The sequence below is a fragment of the Streptomyces sp. NPDC048566 genome (assembly GCF_043199735.1).
GTDB lineage: Bacteria > Actinomycetota > Actinomycetes > Streptomycetales > Streptomycetaceae > Streptomyces.
The window spans coordinates 17,427-32,557 of record NZ_JBICWL010000027.1 but is presented as its reverse complement, the minus strand read 5'-3'; the positions used below and the strand labels follow the sequence as shown (position 1 = coordinate 32,557).

General features: G+C 74.7%; 10 protein-coding genes. 9 read left to right on the top strand and 1 reads right to left on the bottom strand.

What is annotated here, in order from left to right; translation table 11 throughout:
• Positions 1–150 precede the first annotated feature (150 nt).
• From ACGFS9_RS28105 to ACGFS9_RS28090, 4 genes are all read left to right on the top strand, one after another.
• Positions 151–1,689 carry a DUF4331 domain-containing protein gene (locus ACGFS9_RS28105; RefSeq protein WP_393257017.1) on the top strand — a complete coding sequence of 513 codons (1,539 nt, stop codon included), beginning with the start codon at positions 151–153 and terminating at the stop codon, positions 1,687–1,689.
• A gap of 113 nt (positions 1,690–1,802) precedes the next feature.
• Complete coding sequence (locus tag ACGFS9_RS28100; RefSeq protein WP_393257016.1) at positions 1,803–3,230, top strand: tetratricopeptide repeat protein; 1,428 nt, start codon at positions 1,803–1,805, stop codon at positions 3,228–3,230.
• On the top strand, positions 3,227–5,101 hold the full coding sequence (locus ACGFS9_RS28095) for a nickel transporter (RefSeq protein WP_393257015.1): 1,875 nt from the start codon (positions 3,227–3,229) through the stop codon (positions 5,099–5,101). The genes ACGFS9_RS28100 and ACGFS9_RS28095 overlap by 4 nt, the downstream gene beginning before the upstream one ends.
• Positions 5,102–5,146: 45 nt before the next feature.
• Positions 5,147–6,775, top strand: coding sequence for a serine/threonine-protein kinase (locus ACGFS9_RS28090; RefSeq protein ID WP_393257014.1), 1,629 nt, complete (start codon positions 5,147–5,149; stop codon positions 6,773–6,775).
• Between the two features lie 15 nt (positions 6,776–6,790).
• On the opposite strand, the gene ACGFS9_RS28085 is transcribed toward ACGFS9_RS28090, so the two are convergent.
• Entirely contained in the window at positions 6,791–7,597 is an 807-nt protein-coding gene (locus ACGFS9_RS28085) for an SGNH/GDSL hydrolase family protein (protein ID WP_393257013.1), read from the bottom strand.
• 195 nt (positions 7,598–7,792) lie between these two features.
• Here ACGFS9_RS28085 and ACGFS9_RS28080 point away from each other — a divergent pair, with 195 nt between their 5' ends.
• The 5 genes from ACGFS9_RS28080 (at position 7,793) to ACGFS9_RS28060 (ending at position 15,077) form a co-directional block, all read left to right on the top strand.
• Positions 7,793–8,242, top strand: coding sequence for a hypothetical protein (locus ACGFS9_RS28080; RefSeq protein WP_393257012.1), 450 nt, complete (start codon positions 7,793–7,795; stop codon positions 8,240–8,242).
• A gap of 362 nt (positions 8,243–8,604) precedes the next feature.
• Positions 8,605–9,426: a glycosyltransferase family 2 protein gene (locus ACGFS9_RS28075; protein ID WP_393257011.1), complete on the top strand. Its 822-nt coding sequence runs from the start codon at positions 8,605–8,607 to the stop codon at positions 9,424–9,426.
• On the top strand, positions 9,423–10,439 hold the full coding sequence (locus ACGFS9_RS28070; protein WP_393257010.1) for a glycosyltransferase family 2 protein: 1,017 nt from the start codon (positions 9,423–9,425) through the stop codon (positions 10,437–10,439). The genes ACGFS9_RS28075 and ACGFS9_RS28070 overlap by 4 nt, the downstream gene beginning before the upstream one ends.
• 20 nt (positions 10,440–10,459) lie before the next feature.
• On the top strand, positions 10,460–11,233 hold the full coding sequence (locus ACGFS9_RS28065; protein WP_393257061.1) for a polysaccharide deacetylase family protein: 774 nt from the start codon (positions 10,460–10,462) through the stop codon (positions 11,231–11,233).
• On the top strand, positions 11,226–15,077 hold the full coding sequence (locus ACGFS9_RS28060; protein ID WP_393257009.1) for a lipopolysaccharide biosynthesis protein: 3,852 nt from the start codon (positions 11,226–11,228) through the stop codon (positions 15,075–15,077). The genes ACGFS9_RS28065 and ACGFS9_RS28060 overlap by 8 nt, the downstream gene beginning before the upstream one ends.
• The last annotated feature ends 54 nt before the right edge of the window (positions 15,078–15,131 follow it).

Here is a 15,131-nt window from a genome sequence, read left to right as displayed (position 1 = left end):
AACGCGAGTCCGGCGCCGGGCAGTTCGGGGCGGGGCTCCGGACGACGGTCGCGCCGAGGCGGTGAAGAAGAGCGAAGAAGAGACCAATCCGCCCCCACCACCGCTCCGAATGGCGTTCCGTCAGGCAAGTTGGACACGAGGACGGACGGCATGACACCTATCTCCAGGAGTGGCGCGGGACGCGGGAACCTCGCGAAGGCCGTATGCGGCGCGCTGGCCGCCGGGGCGCTCGCGGCCGCCGGGGCGACCGCGCTGCAACCGGGGGCGGCCTCCGCCTCCAGTCACCGGGAGGCCCCGCTGATCTCGGGCACCCCGCAGTACGACAACACCGACGTGTACGCGTTCGTGAGCCCGGACAAGCCCGACACGACGACCATCGTGGCGAACTGGATCCCCTTCGAGGAGCCCGCCGGCGGGCCGAACTTCTACACGTTCGCCGACGACGCGCAGTACGACCTGCACATCGACAACAACGGTGACGCGCAGGAGGAGTTGATCTACCGGTACACCTTCCGGACGCACCGCAAGAACGGCGACACGTTCCTGTACAACACGGGCCCGGTGACCAGTCTCGACGACCCCGACCTGAACATCACGCAGACGTACGACATCGACCTGCTGCGCATGCAGCACGGGAAGCCGGTGTCCCGGACCAAGGTCGCGGACGACGTGCCGGTCGCACCGTCGAACGTGGGCAAGGCGTCGATGCCCGACTACGGAGAGCTGCGCGACCAGGCCGTGCACAAGCTGGCGGGCGGGGCCACCACCTTCGCCGGCCAGGCCGACGACCCGTTCTTCCTCGACCTGCGCGTCTTCGACCTGCTGTACGGCGGGAACCTGACCGAGGTCGGACGGGACACCCTCAAGGGCTACAACGTCAACTCCATAGCCCTCCAGGTGCCGAACGACATGATCCGCGAGTCGGCCGAGCAGCCGATCGTGGGCATCTGGTCCACCACGCAGCGCAGGGACGCGCGCGGCGGCTACCGGCAGGTCTCCCGGCTCGGCATGCCGCTGGTGAACGAGGTGGTCAACCCGCAGAAGGACAAGGACAGGTTCAACGCCTCGGCGCCCCGGGACGACGCCCGCTTCCTGAAGAACGTCACCCACCCGGAACTGCCGAAGCTCATCGAGGGCATCTACAAGATCAAGGCTCCCGCCGAGCCGCGCGACGACCTGGTCGACGTCTTCCTCAAGGGCGTCGAGGGGCTCAACCAGCCGCCGCACGTGCGGCCGGCGGAGGAACTGCGTCTCAACACCTCGATCAAACCCGCCATGCACCCCAAGCGGCTCGGCGTCCTGGACGGCGACAACGCGGGCTTCCCGAACGGCCGCCGCCTCGCCGACGACGTGATCGACGCCTCGCTCCAGGTCGTCGAGGGTGAACTGGTCGGCTCCAAGAACGACCTGGGCGACGCGGTCGACGCGAACGACAAGAAGTTCGGGAAGTACTTCCCCTACCTCGCCGAGCCGACGGCCGGTTCGCGCGGGGCCCTGGCCAAGGGCACCACCGACGGCACCGACGTCCGCAGTGGGCTCGGCGACGCGCTCCAGCCGGCCGGCGCCTCCGCCGGCGGGACGGACACCGCGCTGATCGCGGGCTCCGCCGCGGCCGGAGCCGCCGCGGTCCTGCTCGCCGGCACCGGCCTGCGCCGGTGGCGCCGACGGATGCAGCACCGGGCCTACTGACCCGGTCCCCGACCGGCGCGGCCCGCACCCCAACCCCCACGGCGCGGGCCGCGCCTCCCCGTCCCCGCCCTACCGGGCACGACCGTTTCCGCCCAGGACTTCGAGGAGAGGGCATGTCCCCGCGTACGAACGACAACGCGACCCCCGGCACGGACGGGGCCGCGCCCGCCCCGGGCACCGCGGCGCCCGGCCCGGCCGGATCGGGCGCGTCCCGGCGCCGGCGGGCGGCCCGGCTCGGCCTCTGCGCCGGCGCGCTGGCCCTCGCCCTCACCGCGGGCGCCACGGTCGCCGGCGCCCTGCGGGGCGGCGGCACGGCCCCCGCGGTCGCGGCGGCCGGCGCCGGCGTCTCCCCCGCGCTGCTCGCGAGCGGCGACCTCGATGCGAGCATCGGCTCGCTGCAGGCCCATCTCCGCGCCCAGCCGGCCGACTTCGGAGGCTGGGCCACGCTCGGGCTGGCCTACGTGGAGCAGGCGCGCACCCACGGTGATCCCTCCCGCTACCCGCAGGCGCAGAAGGCACTGGACCGATCCCTGGACCTGCGCCCCGACTACGACCCCGCGCTCGCCGGCCGGGCCGCGCTGGCCGCCGCCCGGCACGACTTCACCGGCGCCCTGAGGTACGCGGGCCGGGCGCTGGCGCAGAACCCGTACAACGAGCGCGCCCTGTGCTCGCGGATCGACGCACTGGTGGAACTCGGCCGGTACGGCGAGGCGGCGAAGGCGGCGGACCTCGCGGATTCGCGGCGTCCGGGCGTCCCGGTTTTCACGCGCTACGCCTACGTCCACGAGCTGCGCGGGGACGTGAAGACCGCGCGGCGTGTGCTGACACAGGCGCTCGCCACGGCGACCGGCCGCGGTGACGTGGCGTACGTGGCGAGCGCGCTCGGCCAGCTGGCCTGGAACGAGGGCCACTACGACGACGCACTCGGCTTCTACGCACGGGCCCTCGCCGCGGACGACGGCTACCTGCCCGCCCTCGAAGGCCGGGCGCGGGCGCAGGCGGCGAAGGGGGATCGTGCCGCGGCGATCAAGGGTATGGAAGACGTGGTACGGCGCTATCCGCTGCCCCAACCACTGGTCGCGCTGGGCGAGTTGTACGAGGAGCGAGGCGCGGCGGGCGACGCCGGCAGGGCGCGCGAGCAGTACGCGCTGGTGCGCGCCTGGGTCGCCCTCGCGCGCGCGAACGGGGTCGACGCCGACCTCGACACCGCGCTGGCCTCGGCCGACCACGGGGACCACCGGGCGGCGCTGAAGGCGGCCCGCGACGAGTGGGCGCGCCGGCACACCGTGCACACCGCGGACGCGCTCGCCTGGGCGCTGCACGTCTCGGGCCGCGACACGGAGGCGCTCGCGTACGCCCGCGCGGCCACCGCCACCGGCTACCGCAACGCCGCGTTCCTGTACCACCGCGGCGTCGTGGAGAGTGCCACCGGGCACCGCGCGGAGGGCCGCGCCTCGCTGAAGGCGGCCCTGCGGCTCAACCCCGGCTTCTCCCCGCGGGGCGCGGCGGCGGCCCGCGCCGCGCTGAAGGCGTCCCGGTGAGGGCGCTGCGGCCGGTGGCCGCCTGCGGAGCGACGCTGGCCGCCGTCGGCGCGCTCGTGCTGCTCCCGGCCGGGTCCGCGGGAGCGCATCCCCTGGGGAACTTCACCGTCAACCGCTACGACGGGCTGGTCGTGGCGCCCGGGGAGCTGCGCGTCGACCACGTCGAGGACCTGGCGGAGATCCCCGCGACCCAGGCGCGGCCGGAGATCGAGCGGCTCGGCCGGGCCGAGTGGGCCCGCCTGCGGTGCGCGAGCGCCGCGCGGGGGAGCAGGGTGACCGTCGACGGCCGCCCGGTCGCCCTCGCCGCGGGCGCGAGCCGCGCCGCGGCCCGGCCGGGCCAGGCGGGGCTGGACACCGTGCGCGTGGTGTGCCGGCTGACCGCGGCGCTGCCCGCCGGCGAACGCGGCACCGTCGCGGTGGAGTTCCGCGGGGCGGGTGCGGACCGGGGTCCCGGCTGGCGGGAGATCACCGCCCGCGCCGACCGGATGACGCTGACCGCGTCGGATGTGCCGCGCTCCTCGGTGTCCGGGGAGCTGACCCGGTATCCGCAGGCGCTGCTCTCCTCCCCCGCCGACACCGCCACCGCCACACTGCGGGTCCGTTCGGGCGGGCCCGCGCTGCGTGAGGAGGGCCGTCCCGCTCCGGCCGCCTCCGTGCTGCCGCGCGGCGCCGACCGGTGGACGCAGGCCCTGAGCGACCTGGTGGCCCGGCACGACCTCACCGTCGGCTTCGCGGCGCTGGCGCTGCTGATCGCCGTCGGCCTGGGCGGGCTGCACGCGCTCGCACCGGGGCACGGCAAGACGCTGATGGCCGCGACCGCCGCGGCACGCGGTGGCCGGGCCCGGCTGAAGGACGTCCTGCCGCTGGCCGCCTCGGTGACGGTCACCCACACCCTCGGTGTCGTCGCGCTCGGTCTGCTGGTCGCCGCCGGTTCGGCGGCGGCGCCCTCGGTGATCGGCTGGCTGGGTGTGGCGAGCGGGGTGCTCGTGACGGGCGCGGGCATCGCGCTGCTGCGCAGAGCCCGGCGGCACCGCCCGGCGGGAGACACCCGATCCGGCACCGCGCCCGACGACCACGGGCACCCGCACACCCACACCCACCCTCACCACCCGCACCCGCACCCGCACCCGGGCGATGCCGCACACGCGCACCACCACCCCCAGGTCGGGGAGCACGACCACGGCCCTGTCCCCGGCCCCGGCCCCGGCCCCGGCCACGACCACGACCTAGACCACGACCACGGCCATGCCCGGCCTCGTCCGGGCGGTCCCGCCCCCGCCCAACGGCGCGCGTATGAGCACGCGGTGGTGCTCGCCCGGATCGGCACGGCCCCGGACACCCGTGCCCCGGTCGCACCGGACTCCCCCGCCCTCCGCGGGGCGGCGGACCCGGACCACCGGCGCCCCGGGGGCGGGTCCGCGCGTTCCGGACTCTCCGGATCGGCCGCCGTCCACCGCTCCCCCGGCCGGGCCGCTCCCGTGCTCGAACACACCCACGGCGGCCGCCCGCACACCCACGAGATCGCCCCGACCCTGCGGGGAACGATCCTGCTCGGGTTCGCCGGCGGACTCGTGCCCAGTCCGTCCGCGGTGGTCGTGCTCGTGGGGGCGGCGGCGCTCGGGCAGGCGTGGTTCGGTCTGCTGCTCGTCCTCGCCTACGGCGTCGGGCTGGCTCTGACGCTGACGGCGGCGGGCTTCGCCGTCGTCCGGCTCGGAAGCGGGGTGAACCGGGCCCTGGCCGCCCGTCCGAGCTGGGCGGGGAGCCGCCCGGTACGGCTCGTCCGGCGCGCCGCGCCCCTGGGATCGGCGGTGGTCGTCGTGGCCCTCGGCGCCGGATTGGTGCTCAAGGGGGCGGCATCCGTACTCGGCTGAGCTACTTTTCGAGGAGGAACCGCGCCGAGGCGAGGGGGGACGCACGTGTCCGCAAATCCGGGCGGTGAGCGGGTGATCGCGGGCCGGTACCGCCTGCTCTCGCCGCTGGGCGAGGGCGGCATGGGAACGGTGTGGCGCGCCATGGACGAGGTCCTGCGGCGCGAGGTGGCCGTGAAGGAGGTCCGCGCCCCGTCGGGACTGCCCTCCTCCGAGGTCGAGCGGATGTACACCCGGCTCGAACGGGAGGCGTGGGCGGCGGCCCGGGTGTCCCACCCCGGTGTCGTCACGGTGTACGACGTGGCCGCCCAGGACGGCCGGCCCTGGATCGTGATGGAGCTGGTGCGGGGCATCGCCCTCTCCGATCTGCTGGACGCCGAGGGGCCGCTGACGCCGCGCCGGGCGGCGGGCATCGGGGCCGACGTGCTGTCCGCGCTGCGCGCCGCGCACGCCGCGGGGGTGCTGCACCGGGACGTGAAGCCCGGAAACGTCCTGCTGGCCAACGACGGGCGCGTCGTCCTGACGGACTTCGGTATCGCGACGGTCGAGGGGAGTTCCGCGCTGACCATGACCGGAGAGGTCATCGGATCGCCCGAGTTCCTGGCACCGGAGCGGGCGCTGGGACGCACGCCGGGGCCGGAGTCGGACCTGTGGTCGCTCGGCGTGCTGCTCTACGCGGTGGTCGAGGGCGACTCCCCCTTCCGCCGGCACACACCGCTCAGCACCCTGCGGGCCGTGGTCGACGAGCCGCTGCCCGCGCCGCGGCGGGCCGGCCCGCTCGCCGACGTGATCGAGGGCCTGCTGGTCAAGGACCCGGCCGGCCGGACGCGCGCCGACGTGGCCGAGGAGGAACTGCGCGCGCTCGCCGGCGGCCGGACGCCCACCCGCGCCGTGACCGCGCCGCCGCTCCCGGACGCGCCCACGACGGCCGCGCTCCACCAGCCGGCGGAACCCCGGACGCCGTCGGGAGCGTTCGGGCCGCCGGTGACGGCCGTGTCGTCCCCGGCGGACGCCGGGGACGGGTCGCGGCGTCGCCGCCCGGCCTACGCCCTGATCGCCGGCGTGGCCGCGCTCGCGCTCACCGTCGGCGGACTGACGTACGCGCTGACGGACCGGGACGACGACGGGAGCCGGAACGACGACGGGCCGGGCACCGCCGGCCCGGCCGTCGGTGGTGCGGGCGCGGCCTCGTCAGGGTCGGCGCGCCCGAGCGGAGCGGGTACCACCGGCCCCGCGTCCGGCGGGAGTTCCGAAGCGAGCGCGCCCGCCGGGGGCGGGTCGGCGTCCGCGCCGCCGGCCCAGTCGGTGAAGGTGACGCTCTCCGGCCGGCACACCCACTACACGGGTGCGTGCCCGCCGCCCCGCACGCAGGCGCCCTCGTTCACGGCGGCCTTCACGGTGGGACGGCTGCCGGCGGACGTCGAGTACCGGTGGGTCACGGAGACCGGCGAGGTGACCGACGGGAGCTGGAAGACGCTCTCGTTCCCCGAGGGCGGTGGCCGGACCCGGGACACGACGGTCGTGGCGACGACGTACGACGCCGGCGGGGAGTTCGCCGACAGCATCGGTGTGGAGGTGCGGAGCCCGGTCCGAACGGCGACCGCGCCGGTGGCTTTCACGATCACGTGCGCGACGGAGACCCCGACGGACGGGGCCTCCGCCTCCGCGTCACCCTGATGATGCGGGGAGAGTTCAGACCGCTCCGCCGAAGACGGGGAGGTAGCCGCCGGACTGCCCGGCCGCGGTCGGGTGGTACGACTCGCCGATGTTGAGCCAGTTCAGGCTGTGCAGCCAGGAGCTGCCGGAGCAGATCTCGTGGCCCGTGAAGGTGCCCCGGACGTCGCCGAAGGTGAAGCCGTGGGCGGCGGCGCGGGCCGCGATCGCGCTGTCCAGGTAGTCGGCGGCGCCGTTGATGGCGGATCGCTCCTTCTCCGAGAGTCCGGTCAGGCAGCTGCCGTTGAGCTTGTAGAAGCGGGGGTAGCCGAGGACGACGACGTGGGCGGAGGGCGCCTTCGTCCGGATCGCCGAGTACACCGAGTCGAGCTTGCCAGGGAGCGTGGAGTCCACGTACGCCTTGGCGGTGGCGATGCGGGCGAGGCAGGAGCTCTCGGACTGCAGGACGCAGGTGGTCATGACGTCCGAGAAGCCGGCGTCGTTGCCGCCGATGCTGATGGAGACGAGGCCGGTCGAGGAGGAGAGGGGGCCGAGCTGGTTCGCCGTCACATCACCCGTACGAGCGCCCGAGCAGGCGGTGAAGGCGAACGACGAGGGTGAATGCGCGGCCGCCCAGAGGGAGGGGTAGGCCTTCGTGCTGCGCTTGCAGTCGCCGCTGGAGCCGATGTAGCTCCCCGCGCCGACACCGGACGAGTAGGAGTCTCCGAGGGCCACATAGCCGGTGGCGGCGGCCGTCTGTGCCTGCGCCGTGGCCGCCCCGGTGAGGGTCGCGCCGACGGCGAGGAGAAGTGAGGTCACGTATACCGTAATTCGGGAACGTCTCATGGAACCTCCCTTTAGCAGGATCTCTGCCTCAACGTTCGTACCAGCTACGCGTGTTGACCGGAAGTGTCCATGCCAAAACTTCTCGGACCGCCGCGCCGGACCCCGCGAGGGCGCCCCCTGCGCGCCTTGACGGCCCCCGGCACGCTGCGCCACATTGAAGCCCGGCATCCGGCACGTCGGGGGGCAAAGTCGGCCATGCAGACCTTACGGATCAAGGCATCCACATCCGGCACCGCGAAGGGCGCACGGCACCCTCCGGGCGGAGACCTGCTGCCGGCACTCGCGGGCGGCGCGACCACGGTGGGGGCCGTGGGCGCGTACCTCGCGCTCGCCGACGCCGACACTCCGCTGCGCGGACCGCTCACGCTGTTCTTCCTGCTCGCCGCGCCGTCGGCCGCCGTCGGCGCGGCGCTGCGCGGCCTCGACCCGTTCGGCCGCGTCCTCGCGTCCGCGTCCGGCGCCGTGGCGCTCGACATGCTGGTGGCCCAGGGGATGCTCGCCGCGCACCGCTGGTCGGTGCCCGGCGGGGTCGCCGTCGTCGCGGCGGTCAGCTCCCTGTCGATGCTGGTCACCGCGGCGCGCAGCCGACACCGCCGGCGCGGACCCTCAAACGGATCGGACAAATCCGCCGGAAAGGCCGAGTGACACCCAAACCAACAAAAAGACGAGGAACCGTTTCAGGGCTTGCCATACGGGCTCAATCGTCAATACCGTCGCACATCTCACCCGCATCGGTCCATCACCAGCGGCTCAGGGGAGGGCTCAGGACCGCGATGGATCCCGGCGCGGGCGCGCGGTTGGGGGGTGCCGTTCCCGGTGACCAGAGACCTGCCGGGTCGGGCCGCGCAGTCCGCTCCGCGGTGCGGAGCGGGTCGGTTCCGCCGGCTCACCCGGCATGGCGAACATCCATTCCGGCATGCCGTCGGTGAGTAACCCCCCTTTCGAACCGGACCACGTGACGGACCGCCCGGGGGCGGGCGGTCCTCCGGACGAGAGGGACCACCATCATGAACGCAGTCCTGCGCCCGGCCCGATCGGGCGACGGCCCGTCGGTGGCCGCCGGCACCTACCGGCCGATCACCTCCCACCTGGCCATCGCGCCACCGGTGAGCGTCGTGATCCCCGCCATGAACGAGGCGGAGAACCTGCCGTACGTCTTCAAGACCCTGCCCGGATGGATCCACGAAGTCGTCCTCGTGGACGGCAACTCCACCGACGGGACCGTGGAGGTGGCCCGCGAGCTGTGGCCGGACGTCAAGGTCGTCGAACAGCGCGGCAGGGGCAAGGGCGACGCCCTGATCACCGGGTTCGCCGCCTGTACCGGCGACATCATCGTGATGGTCGACGCGGACGGCTCGGCCGACGGCCACGAGATCGTGTCGTACGTCTCCGCGCTGGTGTCCGGGGCGGACTTCGCCAAGGGCTCACGGTTCGCCAACGGCGGCGGCACGTCCGACATGACGCCGATCCGCAAGCTCGGCAACCGCGTGCTGTGCGCCACCGTCAACGCCAAGTTCGGCGCCCGCTACACCGACCTCTGCTACGGCTACAACGCGTTCTGGCGGCACTGCCTCGACAAGATCGAACTCGACTGCACCGGCTTCGAGGTCGAGACCCTCATGAACATCCGGGTCGTCAAAGCGGGCCTGAAGGTGCAGGAGATACCCAGCCACGAGTACCTCCGCATCCACGGGGCGAGCAATCTGCGCGCCGTGCGGGACGGCGTCCGGGTCCTCAGAGTGATCCTGCGGGAGCGGTCCAACCGGCGCGCGCTGCGCCGGACCCCGCACGCCCACCAGCTCGACTCGGGCCGGGGAGAGGCGTCGTGAGCCCGCACGGCGTCTCCGTGGTGGTCTGCGTCTACACCGAGGACCGCTGGGAGGACATCCTCGCGGCCGTCTCCTCGGTGCGGGCGCAGTCGCGGCCGGCGCTGGAGACACTGCTGGTCGTCGACCACAACACCGTCCTGCTGGAACGACTGACCGAACGCTACGGCGGGACCGCGGGGGTGCGGGTGCTCGCCAACGCGGGCCCCCGCGGCCTGTCCGCCGGCCGCAACACCGGGATCGCCGCCTCGCGGGGCTCCGTCGTCGCCTTCCTCGACGACGACGCGGTCGCCGAACGGGACTGGCTGCGCCACCTCGCCGAGGGGTACGCCGACCCGCGGGTGATGGCCGTCGGCGGGCGCACGGTGCCCCTGTGGGCCTCGGGCCGCCGGCCGCTCTGGTTCCCCGAGGAGTTCGACTGGGTGGTGGGCTGCTCCTACCGGGGCCTGCCGGCGGGCCGGGCGGAGGTCCGCAACGTCCTCGGCGGCAACGCCTCCTTCCGCCGCACCGCGTTCGACGCGGCGGGCGGCTTCGCGACCGGGATCGGCCGCGACGGCGACCGGCGGCCGCTGGGCTGCGAGGAGACGGAGCTGTGCATCCGGCTCCGCCGTGCCCGGCCGGACGCCGTCCTGCTCGTCGACGACCGCGCGGTCATCGGCCACCGGGTTCCGCCACCCCGCGAACGCTTCGCCTACTTCCGCCGCCGGGCCTGGGCCGAGGGGCTGTCCAAGGCCCTCGTCGCCCGCAGCGTCGGAGCCGCGAGGGGGCTGGAGTCGGAACGCCGCTACACCACCCGGGTGCTGCCCGTCGGGGTGCTGCGCGGACTGCGCGACGCGGCGCTGGCGCGGCCCGGCGGGGCCCGTCGCGCGGGCGCCATCGTCGCCGGGCTGCTCACGACGGCCGGCGGGTACCTCGCCGGAAGCGTCCGGGCCCGCCGGGGAGGCGCCGCGTTCACGGTGCCCGCACTGCCGGCGGCCGAGGACGGGTCCGCGAACGGCGAGGGGGCGGCGGCGTGAACCGGCCGGTACCGATCCTGATGTACCACTCCGTCGCCCGCTCGCCGAACGCCGCGACCCGGGCGCTGTCCGTCGCGCCCGAGGCGTTCGCCGAGCAGATGGCGCTGCTCCACGACCGCGGGTTCACCCCCGTCGGCACCGCACGGCTGGCCGCGGCCTGGCGCTCGGGCGGTCCGCTGCCCGAGCGGCCCGTCCTGATCACCTTCGACGACGGCTACGAGGGCGTGCACCGGCACGCACTGCCCGCCCTCGCCGCGCACGGCTTCGCCTCCACCCTGTTCGTCTCCACCGGATGGCTCCGCGGCGCCCACGACACCGGGGGCGGACTCGACACCATGCTCGACTGGGACCAGGTGCGCGAACTCGCGGGCGCGGGGACCGAGATCGGCGGCCACAGCCACACCCATCCGCAGCTCGACCAGGTCACCGACGCCGCGCTCCGCTTCGAGCTGCTGCGCTGCCGGGAGATCATCACCGCCGAACTCGGCAGCCGCCCGGCCTCGTTCGCCTACCCGTACGGCTACTCCAGCACGCGCGTGCGCCGTTCGGTGCGCGCGGCGGGGTTCGCCCAGTCGCTCGCCGTCGGCAACGGCCTCGCCCGGCGGCGCCAGGGCCCGTACGCCCTCCAGCGCGTCACCGTGCGCCGCACCACCGGCATCGAGGAGTTCGAGCGGCTGGTCGAGGGCCGCTCGCTCGCCCGCGCGTTCGCCCGGGACCGGGCCCTCACCAAGGGGTACGCCCTGGTCCGAAGAGCCCGACAGGTCCGCCGGAAGGCCATCCGCTCCCGTGACTGACACGACCGCCACACCCCAGGCCGGAGCCAGAGCTCCGGAGGCCGCCGCACGACGGCCGGGCCGCCGTCTCCGCCTGCCGGGCACCGGCCGCGGGGGCGGCAGCCCGCTGTTCCGCAACGCCTACGCCCTGATGCTCAACACCGGGATCTCCGCCGTGCTGGGCCTCGGCTACTGGCTGATCGCGGCCCGCTACTACACCGAGTCGGCGGTCGGCCAGGGCTCCGCCGCCATCGCCGCGATGAAGCTGCTCGCGGGCGTCACCGCGGTGACGCTCACCGGGGCCCTGGCCCGCTTCATCCCCGTCGCCGGACGCGCCACGGCCCGGCTCGTCTTCCGCACGTACACGGGAAGTTCGGTCGTGGTGGCGTCGGCCGCCGGGGTCTTCCTGCTCACCCTGAACCTGTGGGGGCCCTCGTACCGCTTCCTGCACGGCCCGCTGAACGGCACGTTCTTCGTGCTCGCGGTGGTCGCCTGGTCGGTGCTGACGCTCCAGGACGGCGTGCTGACCGGCCTGCGCAGCGCGCTGTGGGTGCCGGTGGGCAACACCGTGTTCTCGGCGGCGAAACTGGCGCTGCTCGTCGGCCTCGCCGCGGTGCTCCCCGCCTCGGGGGTGTTCGTGTCCTGGGTCGCGGCCATCGCGCTGTCGGTGCTGCCGCTCGGCGTCCTGGTGTTCCGCCGGCTGGCCCCCCGGCACTCGGCCGCGGCCGGGGAGCACACGCGGCCCCCCTCCCTCCGGGAGATCGGCCGCTTCCTCGCCGGCGACTACACCGGTTCGCTGTTCTCGCTCGCCGTCGTCTACCTCGTCCCGGTGATCGTGGCCTCGCAGGTCAGCTCCACCGACAACGCGTACTTCTACATCACCACCACGATCGGCGGCACCGTCAACCTGCTCGCCGTCAACATGGGGGCCTCGCTGACGGTCGAGGGGGCGCACGATCCGGCGCGGCTGGCCGCCAACACCCGGGCGGCGCTGCGGCGGATGGCCCGGATCATGCTCCCGGTGGGTGGGCTGCTCTTCCTGGGCGCGCCGTACATCCTGCGCGTGTTCGGACCCGGGTACGCGCACGCGGCCACCCCGCTGCTGCGCTGGTTCGCCGTCGGCGCGCTCCTGCGGGTGGTCATGGAGACCTACTTCGCCGTGCTGCGCGCGCAGAGCCGCACGTCCGGACTCGCCTATCTCCAGGGCCTGCTGTGCGCGCTCGTGCTGGGGCTCACGGTGGTCCTGCTGCCCCGGATGGGGCTGACGGGCGCCGGCGTGGCGGAGATCTCCAGCCTGGCGGTGATCGTGGCGATCGCCGCGCCCCGGCTGGTGCGCGTCCTGCGGACCGCGGCCCCCGCCGAGCAGGCGGCGGGCACGGCGCCCGACGGGGACCTCGCCGATCTCGCGCCGCCCGGCGGCGGCCGGCCGCACCCGGTCAGGCGCCGCCCCGCCTGGGCGCTCGACCCGGACACCGTGACGCTCGGTCTGCGCGTCGACGTCGACCACCCGGAGCGCCGGCCCGACGTGCGCCCGGGTCCGGGCGCACCACCGGCCGGGGTCCCCGCGGTGCCCGCCGCCGGGTCCGGGGGCCGCGCCCGCCGGGCGGGGCCGCCGCCGGTGGGCCTGCCGGTGGAGGCGCGCGAGCCGGGTTCGGAGGCCTCGCTCGGTCCGTTGCACGCGCCGGAGGTCGACGCCCCGTTCGCCGCGACGGAAGGCGCCGCCGCGGCCCGGGCGCGGACGGTGACGGCCGGGGACGCGGCGGCCGGAGCGGCCGAAGAGAGACCGGAGGAGACGCCGCGGGACCGCAGGCCGCCCGGCGGTTCCGCCGAGCCCCGGCGCGAGCGCGTCCGGCGCCCGTCGGGGCCCGGCGTCGTCCTCGGCGTCCTGCTGGCCTCGGCCCTGCTGCTGTACTGGGTGCCCGCGTCCGGGCTCGACGACGACGCGCTGGCGCGCATGGGCGGCCTGGGGCTGGTCTCCGTGCTGCCGCTGCCCACGCTGGCCGGCGCGGCCCTGCTGATCGCGGTCTTCGCGGCGCTGCTCTGGCTGCGGACCGAGCACCGGGGGCTGCTGCTGCTCACCCTGCTGGCCACCGTGGTGTCCCTGCACGCGCTGCCCGCGGTCGTGGAGAGCGAGCCGCGCTTCGCCACCGCCTGGCAGCATCTGGGATTCCTCGACTACATCGACCGCACCGGTTCGGCGGTGCCGGACCTCGACGCCCGCTGGAGCTGGCCGGGGTTCTTCGCCGTGGCCGCCTTCGTGGCGAAGGCGTGCGGGGTCACGGACCTCACCGAGGTCATCCGCTGGTGGCCGCTGACCATGCAACTCCTCTATCTGGCACCGATGTTCCTGCTGACCCGGTCGATGCGGGCGGGCTGGCGCGCCCGGTGGACCGGCATCTGGTTCTTCACGCTGTGCGGCTGGGTCGGGCAGGACTACTTCTCGCCGCAGGGCTTCACCTATCTGCTGTACCTGGCGTTCGTGGCGATCCTGCTGGTGTGGTTCCGGGCGCCCCGCGTGCTGTGGGCCCGCCGGCGCCCCGGGGAGGCGGAGGTGGAGCCGGCGGACCGGCACCGGCAGACCGTGCTCCTGGCGGTGCTGATCGGGCTGTTCGCGGCCTGCGTCCCGGCACACCAGCTCACCCCGTTCGTGATGCTCGGGGTCCTCACCGTGCTCGTGCTCGTGGGCCGCTGCGAACTGCGCGGCCTGCCGCTGCTGTTCGCGGTGCTGGTCGCCGGCTGGGTCGGCTTCCTGGCCGAGCCCTACTGGTCGGGGCATTTCGACGACCTGTTCGGCGGGGTCGGGGGCGTCGGCGGCAACGTGTCCTCCTCGGTGTCCGGCCGGATCCAGGGCGGCAGTTCGACGCACAGGCTCGTCCTGTACACCCGCGTTCTGCTGGCCGCCGGCGTCATGGCCTGCGCCTGCTGGGGCTGGTGGCGGCGGCGTGAACACGGGTACCGGGAGCGGTCCCTGCTCGTGACGGCCTTCGTGCCGTTCCTCGGCTTCGGCATGCAGTCCTACGGCGGCGAGATGGCGCTGCGGGTCTTCATGTTCGCCGTGCCGGGCGCCGCCCTGCTGGCCGGTCTCGCGCTCTTCCCCCGCACCGGGGCGACGGCGGAGGAACGCGCGAAGGACCGGCTGAGCCTCGCCCCCCTCGCCGCGCTGCTCGCGGGCCTGCTCCTGGCGGGCGGCTTCCTGGTGGCCCGTTGGGGCAACGAGCCGTTCGAACGCATCCGGCCGGGCGAGGTCGCGGCCATGGACTACGTGTACGCGCACGACGACCCGACCGTGCGGCTGCTGTGGCTGAGCAACGACACGGTCGACAACGTCACCCCGGCGATGCCCTGGGGCGCCAGGGACATGGAGAAGGTGCAGTACGTTCCCACGCTCGCGCCCGTCGACCCGGTGCTGGTCGCCGGGCTCGTCAAGGCGCTCAGGGACGCGGGACCGAACTCGTACCTGATGGTCAACCGCAGCCAGGTGGTCTACCTCCGGCTGGACGTCGGCTATTCGGCCACCTGGGAGCCGCGGCTGATCACCCACCTGGACGAGCGTCCGGAGCTGGTGCGGGTCCTGGCCAACGACGACGTCACGATGTACCGGCTGCGCGACCGCCCGGCGGGCGCGGTTCCGCGGGCCGAGCCGGGCCCGGCCGGCCCGCGGGTGACGTGGACGCCCTGGTCGGTGGTGGGAGGTCTCGCCGGGGTCGCGCTCGTCGTGCTGCTGACGGCTCGGGAGGCCGTGCGGGTGGCCATGGCGCCCGGGGTACGGCAACTGCGCCTGATCCAGGGCGGCTTCTGGTTCTCGCTGCCGCTGCTGGCGGTCCTGCTGGCGTCGCTGGTCCAGCGGTTCCTGACGATGAAGTAGGGGGTGCGGCGGGGCCCGGGGCGCTCGCACGCGGTCGGGGACGCCGCTGCGCGG